Source organism: Pseudomonas sp. AU12215, assembly GCF_001675465.2.
GTDB lineage: Bacteria > Pseudomonadota > Gammaproteobacteria > Pseudomonadales > Pseudomonadaceae > Pseudomonas > Pseudomonas nitroreducens.
Genome location: NZ_MACM02000023.1, coordinates 25,410 through 41,424, shown reverse-complemented (window position 1 = coordinate 41,424; position 16,015 = coordinate 25,410). Strand labels below are relative to the sequence as shown.

The 16,015-nt window shown below is 64.3% G+C and carries 13 protein-coding genes; 3 read left to right on the top strand and 10 right to left on the bottom strand.

Features of this window, described 5'->3' with window-relative positions; translation table 11 throughout:
• Positions 1-26: 26 nt before the first annotated feature.
• Both fghA and A9513_RS06585 read right to left on the bottom strand, forming a co-directional pair.
• Positions 27-878 carry an S-formylglutathione hydrolase gene (gene fghA / locus A9513_RS06590; protein ID WP_024766062.1) on the bottom strand — a complete coding sequence of 284 codons (852 nt, stop codon included), beginning with the start codon at positions 876-878 and terminating at the stop codon, positions 27-29.
• A 45-nt stretch (positions 879-923) separates the two neighbouring features.
• Positions 924-2,036, bottom strand: coding sequence for an S-(hydroxymethyl)glutathione dehydrogenase/class III alcohol dehydrogenase (locus tag A9513_RS06585; RefSeq protein WP_024766063.1), 1,113 nt, complete (start codon positions 2,034-2,036; stop codon positions 924-926).
• Positions 2,037-2,252: 216 nt separating this feature from the next.
• On the opposite strand from A9513_RS06585, the gene A9513_RS06580 reads away from it, so the two are divergent.
• The 3 genes from A9513_RS06580 (at position 2,253) to yedF (ending at position 4,655) form a co-directional block, all read left to right on the top strand.
• Complete coding sequence (locus tag A9513_RS06580) at positions 2,253-3,146, top strand: LysR substrate-binding domain-containing protein (RefSeq protein ID WP_065084297.1); 894 nt, start codon at positions 2,253-2,255, stop codon at positions 3,144-3,146.
• A gap of 68 nt (positions 3,147-3,214) precedes the next feature.
• Positions 3,215-4,441 (top strand): selenium metabolism membrane protein YedE/FdhT, encoded by a 1,227-nt coding sequence (gene yedE, locus A9513_RS06575; protein WP_065084296.1) that lies wholly within the window; start codon positions 3,215-3,217, stop codon positions 4,439-4,441.
• Positions 4,407-4,655, top strand: coding sequence for a sulfurtransferase-like selenium metabolism protein YedF (gene yedF, locus A9513_RS06570; protein ID WP_024766066.1), 249 nt, complete (start codon positions 4,407-4,409; stop codon positions 4,653-4,655). The genes yedE and yedF overlap by 35 nt, the downstream gene beginning before the upstream one ends.
• A 155-nt stretch (positions 4,656-4,810) precedes the next feature.
• Here the strand turns inward: yedF and ispD are convergent, their stop codons facing one another.
• The 8 genes from ispD to dnaE all read right to left on the bottom strand — a co-directional run bounded on the left by ispD (position 4,811) and on the right by dnaE (position 15,879).
• Positions 4,811-5,509, bottom strand: a complete 699-nt coding sequence (gene ispD, locus A9513_RS06565) for a 2-C-methyl-D-erythritol 4-phosphate cytidylyltransferase (protein WP_024766067.1) — start codon at positions 5,507-5,509, stop codon at positions 4,811-4,813.
• Positions 5,506-5,790: a cell division protein FtsB gene (ftsB, locus tag A9513_RS06560; RefSeq protein WP_017521200.1), complete on the bottom strand. Its 285-nt coding sequence runs from the start codon at positions 5,788-5,790 to the stop codon at positions 5,506-5,508. The genes ispD and ftsB overlap by 4 nt, the downstream gene beginning before the upstream one ends.
• A gap of 63 nt (positions 5,791-5,853) precedes the next feature.
• A complete protein-coding gene (eno, locus tag A9513_RS06555; RefSeq protein WP_065084295.1) occupies positions 5,854-7,143 on the bottom strand; it encodes a phosphopyruvate hydratase in 1,290 nt (429 codons plus the stop codon).
• 104 nt (positions 7,144-7,247) lie between these two features.
• Entirely contained in the window at positions 7,248-8,093 is an 846-nt protein-coding gene (gene kdsA, locus A9513_RS06550) for a 3-deoxy-8-phosphooctulonate synthase (RefSeq protein WP_024766068.1), read from the bottom strand.
• A 2-nt stretch (positions 8,094-8,095) separates the two neighbouring features.
• The gene (locus tag A9513_RS06545; RefSeq protein ID WP_024766069.1) at positions 8,096-9,724 is read right to left on the bottom strand and encodes a CTP synthase; all 1,629 of its coding nucleotides are present in this window, start codon (positions 9,722-9,724) and stop codon (positions 8,096-8,098) included.
• 171 nt (positions 9,725-9,895) lie between these two features.
• Positions 9,896-11,215, bottom strand: coding sequence for a tRNA lysidine(34) synthetase TilS (gene tilS / locus A9513_RS06540; RefSeq protein WP_065084294.1), 1,320 nt, complete (start codon positions 11,213-11,215; stop codon positions 9,896-9,898).
• 69 nt (positions 11,216-11,284) lie between these two features.
• Positions 11,285-12,235 carry an acetyl-CoA carboxylase carboxyl transferase subunit alpha gene (gene accA / locus A9513_RS06535; RefSeq protein WP_065084293.1) on the bottom strand — a complete coding sequence of 317 codons (951 nt, stop codon included), beginning with the start codon at positions 12,233-12,235 and terminating at the stop codon, positions 11,285-11,287.
• A 113-nt stretch (positions 12,236-12,348) separates the two neighbouring features.
• On the bottom strand, positions 12,349-15,879 hold the full coding sequence (gene dnaE, locus A9513_RS06530; protein WP_024766072.1) for a DNA polymerase III subunit alpha: 3,531 nt from the start codon (positions 15,877-15,879) through the stop codon (positions 12,349-12,351).
• Positions 15,880-16,015: the final 136 nt, after the last annotated feature.

The window sequence follows — 16,015 nt, the reverse complement described above, 5'->3', positions numbered from 1 at the left end:
TCTACCGGATCACTGCGCTCAGGGTGTCAGCCGCAGAGCGCCGCGGCATGGTGGCGCAGGTGATCTTCGATGAAGCTCGCAATGAAGTAATAGCTGTGGTCGTAACCGGGCTGCAGGCGCAGGTCCAGCGGATGACCGACCGCAGCGGCGGCTTCGCGCAGCGCTTCGGGCTTGAGTTGTACGGCGAGGAAGTCGTCACGCTCGCCCTGGTCGACCAGGATCGGCAGGCGCTCGCTGGCGTGGGCCAGCAGTTCCACTGCATCCCACTCGCGCCAGGCGGCCGGGTCCTCACCCAGGAAGCGGCCCAAGGCCTTCTGGCCCCATGGGCAGTCACTCGGATGCGTAATGGGCGCGAAGGCCGATAGCGACAGGTAGCGCCCCGGATTTCGCAGCGCGCAGATCAATGCGCCATGGCCACCCATGGAGTGCCCGCTGATGCCGCGTTTCCGGGAAACTGGGAAGTTCGCCTCGATCAGCGCCGGCAGTTCCTGCACCACGTAGTCGTGCATGCGGTAATGGCGGGCCCAGGGTTCTTGCGTGGCATTGACGTAGAAGCCGGCACCAAGGCCGAAGTCCCACGCGCCATCCGGATCGCCCGGCACTTCCGGCCCGCGCGGGCTGGTATCCGGCGCAACGATCACAATCCCGAGTTCCGCGGCCACGCGCTGGGCGCCGGCCTTCTGCATGAAGTTCTCGTCGGTGCAGGTCAGGCCGGACAGCCAGTAAAGCACCGGAAGGCCCGCCTCTGGCTCGGCCTGCGGCGGCAGGTAGACCGCAAAGACCATCTCGCAGCCGAGCGTCTCGGAGCGATGGCGATAGCGTTGATGCCAGCCGCCAAAGCTCTTCTGGCTGCTGATCAGTTCGATGGAATCCGTCATGGAGCCTCCTGTGAGGGCGGGCGCACAAGGCGCCCGGCGGTTCGATCAGTAGTGGATGACCGAGCGGATGCTCTTGCCTTCATGCATCAGGTCGAAGGCTTCGTTGATCTTCTCCAGGCCCATGGTGTGGGTGATGAAGGTATCCAGCGGGATCTCGCCCTTCTGCGCCTTTTCCACGTAGCTCGGCAGCTCGGTGCGGCCTTTCACGCCGCCGAAGGCGGAACCGCGCCAGACGCGCCCGGTAACCAGCTGGAACGGACGGGTGCTGATTTCCTGGCCGGCACCGGCGACGCCGATGATGGTGGATTCGCCCCAGCCCTTGTGGCAGCACTCCAGCGCCGCACGCATCAGCTGGACGTTGCCTACGCATTCGAAGGAATAGTCCACGCCGCCGTCCGTCATTTCGACAATCACTTCCTGGATCGGCTTCTGGTGATCCTTCGGATTGACGAAATCGGTGGCGCCCAACTCCTTGGCGATATCGAACTTCGCCGGGTTGATGTCCACCGCAATGATGCGCGAGGCCTTGGCCATCTTCGCGCCGATGATCGCCGCCAGGCCGATGCCGCCCAGCCCGAAGATGGCGACGGTAGCGCCCTCCTCCACCTTGGCGGTATTGAGCACCGCACCGATGCCGGTGGTGACGCCGCAGCCGAGCAGGCAGACCTTCTCCAGCGGCGCTTCCTCGGGGATCTTCGCCAGGGAGATTTCTGGCAGCACGGTGTACTCGGAGAAGGTCGAGCAGCCCATGTAGTGGTAGATCGGCTCGCCCTTGTAGGAGAAGCGGCTGGTGCCATCGGGCATCAGGCCCTTGCCCTGGGTGGCACGCACGGCCTGGCAGAGATTGGTCTTGCCGGATTTGCAGAATTTGCACTCGCGGCATTCGGCGGTGTACAGCGGGATCACATGGTCACCCACTTTCAGCGAAGTCACGCCCTCGCCCACCGCTTCGACGATACCGCCACCTTCATGACCCAGGATGCACGGGAACACACCCTCGGAATCCTGGCCGGACAGGGTGTACGCGTCGGTGTGGCAGACGCCGGTGGCGACGATGCGCACCAGGACTTCACCCTTCTGCGGCGGCGCCACATCGACTTCGACGATTTCCAACGGCTTGTTGGGGGCGAAGGCAACGGCAGCACGGGACTTGATCATCTGGAAACTCCTGAACGAAGGAAACGACAACGCCCGCCTGGGGCGGACGGGTTCGGCGCGACGGCCGAGAAACCGGGACGGGCCGGAGCCCCGTCGGGGAACATTCGGGGCGGCCGACGAAAAGTGCGCCCCAAAGCCTTGGAAGTGTAGAAAACCTCCTGTCAGGGAATAATCAGGCAATAATCAAAACATTATTGCTATACAGGGACAATCCACATGCACCGCTGGGAAGGGCTGGACGAATTCGTTGCCGTCGCCGAAACCGGTCAGTTCACCGCCGCCGCCGAGCGCCTCGGCGTATCTTCATCCCACGTCAGCCGCCAGGTCGCGCGGCTGGAGGAGCGCCTGCAGACGCGCCTGCTTTACCGCAACACCCGAAAGGTGACGCTGAGCGAAGCCGGCCAGACCTTCCTGCAGCATTGCCGGCGCCTGCAGGACGCTCGCGAGGAAGCCTTGCGGGCGGTAAGCGATCTATCTGCCGAGCCCAAGGGACTGCTGCGCATGACCTGCGCGGTGGCTTACGGCGAGCGGTTCGTGGTGCCACTGGTGAACGGGTTCATGGAGCAGTTTCCACAGTTGCGCGTGGAGATAGAGCTGTCCAATCGCCAACTCGACCTGTTCCACGAAGGCTTCGACCTGGCGATCCGCCTGGGGCGCCTGAGCGACTCCCGGCTCGTGGCAACCCGTCTGGCGCCGAGGGTGATGTACCTCTGTGCAACGCCGGGCTACCTCGCCCACCACGGCGCGCCACACAGTGTGGCAGAGCTCGCGCAACACAATTGCCTGGTGGGCAGCAGCGACCAGTGGAGTTTCCTCGAGGACGGCCGCGAAACCCAGCACCGGGTGCAGGGCAACTGGCGCTGCAACAGCGGCCAGGCGGTGCTGGACGCGGCGTTGCGCGGCTTCGGCCTGTGCCAACTGCCGGATTACTATGTGTTGGAACACCTGCGCAGCGGCCGCCTGGTTTCCTTGCTGGACCATCATCAGCCGCCCAATACCGGGGTCTGGGCGCTTTATCCGCAGCAGCGGCACCTGTCGCCCAAGGTGCGGCAACTGGTGGATCACCTCAAGGAAGGCCTACAGCATCTTCAGCCCGCTCCTTTGCCATGAAGCAAGCGGCTGAAAGTGGCCTTGGCTAGAATGGGCGGTTTCCCACCCTTCGGATCAAGGACGACGAGATGTCAGCCCTTTCTTCCTTCCGCGAGCGCTATCTACTGCGCTTCTGGTCGCCACTGCCAACCCTGGTTGCCCTGGGGGTCATCTCGGCTTACTACTTCGCCATGACCGGCACCTTCTGGGCCGTCACCGGCGAGTTCACCCGCTGGGGCGGCCACATACTGTCCTGGTTCGGCCTGCAGCCGCAGGAATGGAGCTACTTCAAGATCATCGGCCTGCAGGGCACGCCGCTGGATCGCATCGATGGCGTGATGATCATCGGCATGTTCCTCGGCGCGCTGGTCTGTGCGCTCTGGGCCGGTAACGTCAGCCTGCGCTGGCCGACCAGCAAGCGCCGCCTGCTGCAGGGCTTGATAGGCGGCGTGATTGCCGGCTTCGGCGCACGCCTGGCAATGGGCTGCAACCTGGCAGCCTTCTTCACCGGTATCCCGATGTTCTCGGTGCACGCCTGGGCCTTCATGTTCTCCACCGTGATCGGCGCCTGGTTCGGCGTGAAGATCAGCCTGCTGCCCTTCCTGCGCATTCCGTTGAAGGTTGGCGGCAAGGCGGCAGCCCTGCCGAGTGCCGAAGCCCTCGCTCGCCGCGCCAAGCTGCAATGGCGCCTGGGCATGGGCGTACTGGCGCTCGCCGCGCTGTTCGCTGCCTGGCGCTTCGAAGTCTCGCTGGTGCTGGGCATGGCCTGCCTGTTCGGCCTGCTGTTCGGCGGCCTGATCGAGCGCGCGCAGATTTGCTTCACCAGCGCCGCCCGCGACCTCTGGACCACCGGCCGGACCCAGGCCGCACTGGGCATCCTGCTGGGCATGGCCGCTGCCTGCATCGGCACTTTCGCGGCGATCCACAACGGCCTGCCACCGAAGATTTTCTGGATGGGACCGAACGCCGTGATCGGCGGCGTGCTGTTCGGCATCGGCATCGTGCTGGCCGGCGGCTGCGAGACCGGCTGGATGTACCGTTCGATGGAAGGCCAGGTGCATTTCTGGGTGGTCGGCGTCGGCAACGTGATCGGCGGCACCCTGGTCGCGGTGTTCTGGGACCAGCTCGGCACCAGCCTCGCGCTGCCTTATCCCAAGCTCAATCTGCTGCAGGAGTTCGGCCCCGGCGGCGGCCTGCTGATCACTTTCGCCGGCCTCGCGCTGTGCATGCTGCTGGTGCAGCTCAACGCGCAGCGCTTCACTCGTAGACGGAAGACCAACGATGTCCGAAACCAAGACGCCGACGCTGTCGCTTGACCTGCGCGGCGAACACTGCCCGTACAACGCCATCGCCACCCTGGAAACTCTGGAGACGCTCAAGCCGGGCGATCTGCTGGAAGTGGTCACCGACTGCTCGCAGTCGGTCCATGGCATTCCGGAAGACACCCGGCGTCATGGCTATCATTGCCTGGCAGTGGAGCAGCACGGCGCGCTGTTCCGCTTCCTGATCGAAGTACCGCTACTGGGCTGAAGCTGCTCTTGTAAGAGCGGACTCCGTCCGCGACGGGCTTCCGACGCGACTCGAACCTATCGCGGACAGAGCCCGCTCCAACGGTTCGGCCCAGGGCGCAGTCTGTAGAAGCGAGTCGGATATGCCGCAAACGGTCAAGGGCCGGCCAGCAGGAATCAGTGCTTGGCGAAGTTACGCTGCAGGCGCTGCAGGTCTTCCGGGGTGGTGACCTTGATGTTGTCCACCCGCCCTTCCACCATGCGCGGCGCATAGCCCGCCCACTCCATGGCAGACGCCTCATCGGTGATGGCCGCGTCGGCCACCAGCGCATCGGCGAGCGCGCGGTGCAGGGCGCCGAGACGGAACATCTGCGGGGTGTAGGCCTGCCAGACCACGCTGCGATCGATGGTTTCGACCACGCGGCCATCGGCGCCGACGCGCTTCAAGGTGTCCCGCGCGGGCACGCCGAGCAGGCCGCCTACGGCGTCGAACTCCAGCTCATCCAGCAGGCGGTCCAGGTCGGTACGCGCCAGGTTCGGGCGAGCGGCGTCGTGCACCAGTACCCAGTCGTCCGGCGTGGCGCCCAGTTCGGTCAGACGCAGCAGGCCGTTGAGCACGGAATCGGCGCGCTCGCGGCCGCCATCGGCGCACTGGATCAGCTCATTGGAAGCGCTGGGCAGGGTCGGCCACCAGGGATCGTCGGCGGCCAGGCACACCACGAGTCCCTTCAGGCGGGGATGACCGAGGAAACAGTCGAGGGTGCGCTCGAGAATGCTGCGACCGGCAAGGTCGAGGTATTGCTTGGGGCGGTCGGCGCGCATCCGCGAACCGATGCCGGCGGCCGGGATGATGGCCCAGAAGGCGGGAGTGGTCATTGCGCGAGCTGGTAGAGGGTTTCCTTGTCCTTGACCATGCCGAGTTCGTGACGGGCACGCTCCTCGACGGTCTCGGTGCCTTTCTTGAGCTCGGCGACTTCCGCCTCGAGGATGCGGTTACGTTCGAGCAGGCGCTCGTTCTCGCCCTGCTGGTCGGCGATCTGCTTCTGCAGGTCGCGCACCTGCGCCAGGCTGCCATCGCCAACCCACAGGCGATACTGCAGGCCGGCCAGCGCCAGGATCAGCACGACGAACAGCCAGTAAGGGCTACGTAACCTCAAACCTTCAGCTCCCTATACGCAAAGGGGTGGCTTCTGCCACCCCTTCACCGTACCAGACTCGGATCAGCCGCGGAATTCCGCGCGACCACGGTACGGCGCCTTGGCGCCCAGTTGCTCTTCGATACGCAGCAGCTGGTTGTACTTGGATACGCGGTCGGAGCGGCAGAGGGAGCCGGTCTTGATCTGACCAGCGGCGGTGCCGACTGCCAGGTCAGCGATGGTGCTGTCCTCGGTTTCGCCCGAACGGTGCGAGATCACCGCGGTGAAGCCGGCGGCCTTGGCCATCTGGATGGCTTCCAGGGTCTCGGTCAGCGAGCCGATCTGGTTGAACTTGATCAGGATCGAGTTGCCGATCTTCTCGTCGATGCCGCGCTTGAGGATCTTGGTGTTGGTCACGAACAGGTCGTCGCCGACCAGTTGCACCTTCTCGCCGATCTTGTCGGTCAGGACTTTCCAGCCAGCCCAGTCGGACTCGTCCATGCCGTCTTCGATGGAGATGATCGGGTAGCGCTGGGTCAGGCCCGCCAGGTGGTCGGCGAAACCTTCGGCGCTGAATACCTTGCCTTCGCCTTCGAGGTCGTACTGGCCGTCCTTGAAGAACTCGGAGGAGGCACAGTCCAGGGCCAGGGTCACGTCATCGCCCAGCTTGTAGCCGGCGTTGGCGACGGCTTCGGCGATGGCGGCGAGGGCGTCTTCGTTGGAAGCCAGGTTCGGCGCGAAGCCACCTTCGTCACCCACGGCGGTGTTCAGGCCGCGGGCCTTCAGCACGGCTTTGAGGTGGTGGAAGATCTCGGCGCCCATGCGCAGCGCGTCGGCGAAGTTCTTGGCGCCAACCGGCTGAACCATGAACTCCTGGATGTCGACGTTGTTATCGGCGTGCTCGCCGCCGTTGATGATGTTCATCATCGGAACCGGCATGGAGTACTGGCCCGGAGTGCCGTTCAGGTCGGCGATGTGCGCGTACAGCGGCACGCCCTTGGCCTGAGCGGCGGCCTTGGCGGCGGCCAGGGACACGGCGAGGATGGCGTTGGCGCCCAGCTTGCCTTTGTTCTCGGTGCCGTCGAGGTCGATCATCGCGTGATCCAGAGCTTTCTGGTCAGCCGCGTCCTTGCCCAGCAGCAGGTCGCGGATCGGGCCATTGATGTTGGCCACGGCTTTCAGCACGCCCTTGCCCAGGTAACGGCTCTTGTCGCCATCGCGCAGTTCGAGCGCCTCGCGGGAACCGGTGGATGCACCGGACGGGGCGCAAGCGCTGCCGACGATGCCGTTGTCCAGGATCACGTCCGCTTCAACGGTCGGGTTGCCGCGGGAGTCCAGGACCTCACGGCCCTTGATGTCGACGATCTTTGCCATTCTTGATAACACTCCGAAGATAGAGATAAACGGGGCGGCTGGTGAGACATCAGAAGCGGCTCAATGGCCTGCCGTGCTCAGCGCGGCAGGCATCGAGCCGATTCTCAGGCAGTCTCGATAATGGGGAAACTCTTGACCAGGTCGTCCAGCTGCTTGAGCTGGGACAGGAAAGGCTCGAGCTTGTTCAGGCGCAGGGCGCACGGACCGTCGCACTTGGCGTTCTCGGGGTCCGGATGGGCCTCCAGGAACAGGCCGGCGAGGCCCTGGCTCATGCCGGCCTTGGCCAGGTCGGTGACCTGGGCGCGGCGGCCGCCGGCGGAATCGGCGCGACCGCCCGGCATCTGCAGGGCATGGGTCACGTCGAAGAACACCGGGTACTCGAACTGCTTCATGATGCCGAAGCCGAGCATGTCCACCACCAGGTTGTTGTACCCGAAGGAGGAGCCACGCTCGCAGAGGATCAACTGGTCGTTACCCGCTTCCTCGCACTTGCGCAGGATGTGTTTCATCTCCTGCGGCGCGAGGAACTGGGCTTTCTTGATGTTGATCACCGCATTGGTCTTGGCCATGGCCACGACCAGGTCGGTCTGCCGGGACAGGAAGGCCGGCAGCTGGATGATGTCGCAGACCTCGGCCACCGGAGCGGCCTGGTAGGGCTCGTGCACGTCGGTGATGACCGGCACCTTGAAGGTCTTCTTGATCTCCTCGAAGATCTTCAGCCCTTCTTCCATGCCCGGACCACGGAACGAGGTGATCGAGGAACGGTTGGCCTTGTCGAAGCTGGCCTTGAACACGTAAGGGATGCCGAGCTTCTCGGTGACCTTCACGTACTCTTCGCAGACCTGCATCGCCAGGTCGCGCGACTCCAGCACGTTCATGCCGCCAAACAGCACGAACGGCAGGTCGTTGCCGATCTGGATATCACCGACGCGGATGATCTTCTGGGTCATGTTCAGGCTTTCCCGGCTTGTTTCAGGGCGGCATTGACGAAGCCGCTGAACAGCGGGTGGCCATCACGCGGAGTGGAGGTGAACTCCGGGTGGAACTGGCAGGCGACGAACCACGGATGATCCGGAGCCTCGACCACTTCGACCAGCGCGCCGTCGCCGGAGCGGCCGGAGATCTTCAGGCCGGCAGCTTCCAGTTGCGGACGCAGGTTGTTGTTCACTTCGTAGCGGTGACGGTGACGCTCGACGATCACTTCCTTGCCGTAGCAATCGTGCACCAGGGTGCCGGCGGACAGCAGGCACTCCTGGGCGCCCAGGCGCATGGTGCCGCCCAGGTCGGAAGCCTCGGTGCGCACTTCGGTGGCGCCGGTAGCGTCCTGCCATTCGGTGATCAGGCCGACGACCGGGTGGCCGCTGGACTTGTCGAACTCGGTGGAGTTGGCATCGGTCCAGCCCAGCACGTTGCGGGCGTACTCGATGACAGCCACCTGCATGCCCAGGCAGATGCCCAGGTACGGGACCTTGTTCTCACGGGCGTACTGCACGGCGGTGATCTTGCCTTCCACGCCGCGCAGGCCGAAGCCGCCCGGAACCAGGATGGCGTCGGCGCCTTCGAGCAGGCTGGTGCCCTGCTGCTCGATGTCCTCGGAGTCGATGTAGCGCAGGTTGACCTTGGTGCGGCTCTGGATGCCGGCGTGGGTCATGGCTTCGATCAGCGACTTGTAGGCGTCGAGCAGTTCCATGTACTTGCCGACCATGGCGATGGTGACTTCACGCTCGGGGTTGAGCTTGGCATCGACCACGCGGTCCCACTCGGACAGGTCGGCCGGGCCGCACTCGAGGCCGAAGCGCTCGACGACCAGGTCGTCCACGCCCTGGGCGTGCAGTACCGACGGAATGCGGTAGATGGTGTCGACGTCTTCCAGCGAGATGACCGCGCGCTCTTCCACGTTGGTGAACAGGGCGATCTTGCGGCGGGAGGACACGTCCACCGGGTGGTCGGAGCGGCAGATCAGGATGTCCGGCTGCAGGCCGATGGAACGCAGTTCCTTGACCGAGTGCTGAGTCGGCTTGGTCTTGGTCTCGCCGGCGGTGGCGATGTACGGGACCAGCGTCAGGTGCATCAGCATGGCGCGGCGCGAACCGATCTCCACGCGCAACTGGCGGATGGCCTCGAGGAAAGGTTGCGATTCGATATCACCCACGGTACCGCCGACCTCAACCAGGGCCACGTCGGCATCGCCGGCGCCCTTGATGATGCGACGCTTGATCTCGTCGGTGATGTGCGGGATCACCTGCACGGTGGCGCCCAGATAGTCACCGCGGCGCTCCTTGCGCAGCACGTCCATGTAGACGCGGCCGGTGGTGAAGTTGTTGTTCTGGGTCATCGTGGTACGAACGAAACGCTCGTAGTGGCCCAGATCGAGGTCGGTCTCGGCACCGTCGTGGGTGACGAACACCTCACCGTGCTGGAACGGGCTCATGGTGCCCGGGTCGACGTTGATGTAGGGGTCCAGCTTGAGCATCGTGATCTTCAGGCCACGCGCTTCCAGAATGGCAGCCAAGGAAGCCGAGGCGATGCCTTTCCCCAATGAAGAAACAACACCACCCGTGACGAAGATGTAGCGCGTCATGAAAAGCCCTGAATGTCAGCGTTTAGGCGGCTCGGCCGCCGGGGAAGCGAAGGTGTCGGGTACAAGACCCGGCTCACGACTTCGTCGTGAAAATAGCGAACTCCCACTGATTCGAAGGCGAATCAACAGGAGCGGTACAAGACGGGAGCGTAGTCTACCGGAAAGCCGCTATCAGCTCAAACCCGAGTCATTCGTCGGAGGTGTCCAGCGCAGGGTCCAGCCCTGCCCAGCCTCCACCCGCAAGCCCGGCAGCAGCGCTACACCGAGCAGTTCGTCGGCTCGCCAGAGCAGCGGCAGACGGCCGCGCAGGAAAGCCGGCACCGCCGCTTCGTTGAGCAGGCGCTTGAGGTCACGACTGCCGCGACCGACCAGCGCCATCACTTCTCCGCCCTGCCGGTAGCGAACCTCCAGCGGCCCTTTAGGCGCTTCGCCGTCAAACCGCAACTCACCATTGCCCGGCAGCGAAAGTACCTGCGAAGGGTCGCGCCAGCTCTGATTTGCCGGTACGAAACCCAGCCAGGGATTGGCCAGCCACCAGAGCCGACCGTGGGCACGGCGCAGCTCGCCATCGGCAAGGCGCCAGATCGGCTCGGCGTCTTCGCGAGCATCGCGCAGGTCCCGCCAACCGGCCCAGTGGGCACTGTCCGGCAAGCGCGCCAGGGGCGCGAGCCAGTGGCGCAGGGCATTGCGCTGGCGTGGCTCGCTCAGCTGCGCCAGTGCGGCGACGGCCAGTGAGGGCAATTGCATACCGATGTATTCGTCTCGGGCTCCGGCCGACACCAGGTCGTTCTGCGCCAGTTCGGCGAGCAGCCCATCGGCCTCCGCCAGGTGCTCGGCACTGCGGGCGATGGTCTCCACCGCCGACGGCCAGCGCTGGACGATGCCCGGCACAACGTGGTTGCGCAGATAGTTGCGGTCGTAGTCGTCGCAAGCATTGGACGGATCGTCGACCCAACCCAGCCCATGGCGACGGGCGTACCTCTCCAGCTCCGCGCGACTGATGCCCAGCAACGGACGCAATAGCATCCCAGCCCCCAACGGTCGACAAGCGGCCATTCCGGACAAGCCGCGCACTCCGGCACCACGGAAAAGCCGGAAAAGAACGGTTTCGGCCTGGTCGTCACGGTGCTGCCCGGTCAGCAGGCATTCCCCCTCCCCCAGCGCCGCGGTGAGAGACGCATAACGCGCCTCCCGCGCCGCGCGCTCTAGGCTTGCACCACCATCGACTTGCACGCGCGTCACCCGCAAGGGCACACCGATACCATCGCAGAACCGCTGACAATGTTCCGGCCAAGCGTCAGCGACGGCCTGCAGGCCGTGGTGAACGTGAATGGCGGAGAGAGGAGGCAAGGGTTGCCGGCGGGCCAGCCCGGCCAGGAGATGCAGCAGGACGGTGGAATCCAGCCCGCCGGAAAAGGCAACGTGCCAAGCCGGCGCAGCACACCAGGGAGCGAGGAGACTCAGCAGTCGGGATTCGAGTTCAGCAGACATGGCGCAGGTCGGCAGGGTCGGGGACGAGGCAAGGATACCTCGTCACCCGCACTGCGCCGAATGCGTCGATCAGGCGACGCCGTAGCTCATCAGGCGCTCGTAGCGGCGCGCAAGGAGCTCTTCGGTACTTAGTTGGCCCAGGGTGTCGAGCTGGCCGAGCAGGGAATTGCGGATGGTCTCGGCCATGGCGGCCGGGTCGCGGTGGGCGCTGCCCAGCGGCTCCGGGATAACGTTGTCGACGATACCCAGATCCTTCAGGCGGTTGGCGGTGATGCCCATGGCCTCGGCCGCTTCCGGTGCTTTCTCGGCGGTACGCCAGAGAATCGAGGCGCAACCTTCGGGCGAGATCACCGCATAGGTGGAGTACTGCAGCATGTTCAACTGGTCGCACACGCCGATGGCCAGCGCACCGCCCGAACCACCTTCGCCAATCACGGTAGCAATGATCGGGGTCTTCAGGCGCGCCATGACACGCAGGTTCCAGGCGATGGCCTCGCTCTGGCCACGCTCTTCGGCGTCGATGCCCGGGTAGGCGCCGGGGGTGTCGATGAAGGTCAGGATCGGCATCTTGAAGCGTTCGGCCATTTCCATCAGGCGGCAGGCCTTGCGGTAGCCTTCCGGGCGCGGCATGCCGAAGTTGCGACGGACCTTCTCGCGAACTTCGCGGCCCTTCTGGTGACCGATGATCATCACCGGCTGGTCTTCCAGGCGGGCAACGCCGCCGACGATGGCGGCGTCATCGGCGAAGTGACGATCACCGTGCAACTCTTCGAACTCGGTGAAGATGTGCTCGATGTAGTCGAGGGTGTAGGGACGACGCGGATGGCGAGCGAGCTGGGCGATCTGCCAGCTGGACAGGTTGCCGAAGATGTTCTCGGTCAGCGCCTTGCTCTTTTCCTGAAGACGGGAGATTTCGTCGGTGATGTTCAGGGCATTGTCGTTACCGACCAACCGCAACTCTTCGATCTTGGCGTGCAGGTCGGCAATGGGCTGTTCGAAATCGAGAAAATTCGGGTTCATGGGCTATCCGTCGTTCTGTTGGCGGCTGGGCCTGGTCCGTAGGCGCCCTACCTTACGGTATCGGGCGCCGAGGGTCGAGACTGGCGAGCGGGCGGGGTTTGGCCACCGCCGCGCTAGCGGTAGTTCAGGAAGACGTTGTCGCGGCCGAACTGGTCACGCAGCGCTTGAATCAGGTTGTCTGCCGGGTCGATCCGCCACTGCTCGCCGAACTGCAACAGGGCGCGCGCCGACTCGCCACTGTAGTCGACGGTGACCGGGCAACTGCCACGGTGGCGGGTGCACAGGTCGGCCAGCCAGCGCAGGCGATCGCCCTTGAGCGCATCGGCATGCACGCGCACGCGCAGGCTCTCGGCCAGCGACGTGCGGGCCTCTTCCAGGCCCATGACGCGCTTGGCGCGCAGGCGCAGGCCGCCGGAGAAATCGTCCTGGCTGACTTCACCCTCGATCACCACCAGCGCATCGGTCTGCAGCAGCGCCTGGTTGGCGGCGAAGGCTTCGGCGAACAACGAGGCTTCGATGCGGCCGGAGCGGTCGTCCAGGGTCACGAAGCCCATCTTGTCGCCGCGCTTGTTCTTCATTACCCGCAGGTTGACGATCAGGCCGGCGACAGTCTGAGTGTCACGCGCGGGCTTGAGCTCGACGATGCGCTGGCGGGCAAAACGTCGCACCTCGCCTTCGTACTCGTCGATGGGATGGCCGGTCAGGTACAGGCCGAGGGTGTCCTTCTCGCCTTTCAGGCGCTCCTTGAGGTTGAGCTCCTTGACCTTGCGATGGTTGGCGTAAACGTCCGCCTCGGGCTCGGCGAAGACGCCGCCGAACAGGTCCATGTGGCCGCTGTCATGGCTGCGCGAGGTCTGCTCGGCGGCCTTGACGGCTTCTTCCATGGAGGCCAGCAGCACGGCGCGGTTGATGTCGACGTGGGCGTGGTAGGCCTTCTGCTCCTCAAAGAAGTGCGGGCCGAGGCGGTCCAGCGCGCCGGCGCGGATCAGCGCTTCCAGGGTCCGCTTGTTGACACGTTTGAGATCGATGCGATCGCAGAAGTCGAACAGGTTCTTGAACGGGCCGCCTTCGTTGCGGCACTCGGTGATGGCTTCCACCGGGCCTTCACCGACGCCCTTGATCGCGCCCAGGCCGTAGACGATCTGGTCGTCCTCATCCACGGTGAAGCGGAACTCGGAGTTGTTCACGTCCGGCGCAAGAATGCGCAGCTTCATGTGGCGGCACTCTTCGATGAGCGTCACCACCTTGTCGGTGTTCTGCATATCCGCAGTCAGTACCGCAGCCATGAACGGGGCTTTCCAGTGGGTCTTCAGCCAGGCGGTCTGGTACGACACCAGGCCGTAGGCGGCCGAGTGGGACTTGTTGAAGCCGTAGCCGGCGAACTTTTCCACCAGATCGAAGATGTTGCCCGCGAGGTTGGCGTCGATGCCGTTGCCGGCACAACCTTCGATGAAGCCGCCGCGCTGCTTGGCCATTTCCTCGGGCTTCTTCTTGCCCATGGCGCGGCGCAGCATATCCGCACCACCGAGGCTGTAGCCCGCCATCACCTGGGCGATCTGCATCACCTGTTCCTGGTACAGGATGATGCCGTAGGTCGGCTTGAGCACCGGTTCCAGGCCAGCGTACTGGTAATCCGGGTGTGGGTAGGAAATCTCTTCGCGACCATGCTTACGGTTGATGAAGTCGTCCACCATGCCCGACTGCAGCGGACCGGGACGGAACAGCGCCACCAGTGCGATGAGGTCTTCCAGGCAGTCCGGCTTGAGCTTCTTGATCAGCTCCTTCATGCCACGCGATTCAAGCTGGAAGACCGCGGTGGTTTCCGCCTTCTGCAACAGGTCGTAGGTCTTCTTGTCGTCCAGCGGAATGCGGTCGATGTCGACCAGATTCGGGTCGCCGTTCTTCTTCTGGATGCGATGGATGATCTCCATCGCCCATTTGATGATGGTCAGGGTGCGCAGGCCGAGGAAGTCGAACTTCACCAGGCCGGCAGCTTCCACATCGTCCTTGTCGAACTGGGTCACCAGGCCGGCGCCCTCTTCGTCACAGGCGATGGGAGCGAAGTCGGTCAGCTTGGTCGGCGCGATCACCACGCCACCGGCGTGCTTGCCGGTACCACGGGTGACACCTTCCAGCTTGAGCGCCATGTCCCAGATTTCCTGGGCTTCCTCGTCGGACTTGAGGAAGTCGCGGAGCATTTCCTCCTGTTCGAAGGCCTTCTCCAGCGTCATGCCCACTTCGAAGGGAATCATCTTCGACAGCTTATCGGCCAGGCCGTAGGATTTTCCCTGCACCCGCGCCACGTCACGCACTACCGCCTTCGCGGCCATGGAGCCGAAGGTAATGATCTGGCTGACCGCATTGCGGCCGTAGGCGCCGGCCACGTAGTCGATCACCCGGTCGCGGCCTTCCATGCAGAAGTCGACGTCGAAGTCGGGCATGGAAATACGTTCGGGGTTCAAGAAACGCTCGAACAGCAGGTCGTAGGCCAGCGGATCGAGGTCGGTGATCTTCAGCACGTAGGCGACCAGCGAACCGGCCCCCGAACCCCGGCCGGGGCCGACAGGCACGCCGTTGTTCTTGGCCCACTTGATGAAGTCCATCACGATCAGGAAGTAGCCGGGGAACCCCATCTGGATAATGGTGCCCAGCTCGAACTCCAGACGGTCGACGTAGATCTGCCGCTTCTCTTCGTAGTTCGGCGTGGTTTCCTTCGGCCACAGCACCGCCAGGCGCTCTTCCAGGCCCTCGTAGGAGACATGGCGCAGATATTGGTTGATATCCATGTCGTCGTAGGGGATCGGGAAGTTGGGCAGGAAGTACTTGCCCAGTTGCACCTCGATATTGCAGCGCTTGGCGATCTCGACGGAGTTTTCCAGCGCTTCGGGGATATCGCTGAACAGCTCGGCCATTTCTGCCGGACTCTTCAGATACTGCTGGTCAGAGTAGTGACGCGAGCGGCGCGGATCGTCCAGCGCACGGCCTTCACCGATGCACACGCGGGTCTCATGGGCCTCGAAGTCTTCCTGCTTGATGAAGCGCACGTCGTTGGTCGCCACCAGTGGCGCGCCGCTGCGCTCAGCCAGGGCCACGGCGGCATGCACGTGTTCTTCGTCGTTGACGCGGTTGGTGCGCTGGATGTCGAGGTAAAAGCGCTCCGGGAACACTTCCAGCCACTCGGCAAGCAGCGAGTCGGCCAGGGCATCGTCGCCTTCCAGCAGGGCCAAGCCGATCTCGCCTTCCTTGGAGCCGGACAGCGCGATGAGGCCCTCGGCGGCCTCCTTTACCCACTGGCGCTCGATGATGATCTCGCCGTTGCGCTGGCCTTCCTGCCAGCCGCGGGAAATCAGCTCGGTGAGGTTGCGATAGCCCTTGGCGTTCATCGCCAGCAGGGTCAGGCGGGTCAGCGGGCCGTCCTCGTCGCGGTTGGCCAGCCAGATGTCGGCGCCGCAAATCGGCTTGATGCCGCCGCCCATGGCCGTCTTGTAGAACTTTACCAGCGAGCACATGTTGCTCAGGTCGGTCACCGCCACCGCAGGCATACCCGCCCCGCCAACCGCCTTGATCAGCGGCTTGACCCGCACCAGGCCGTCGACCAGGGAGAATTCGGTGTGCAGACGCAGGTGAACGAAGGTGGCGGTCATGGTGGTCCTTGGCAAACGCGAAAAACGGCAAGCCCCGGATTGTACCGGGGCTGTCCGCAAAGCTACAGGGATCAATGGGCCAGCCGTCGCAGCCGCTGCGTCAACGCACCGGAGAACAGCCTGCCAGGAGTATTTT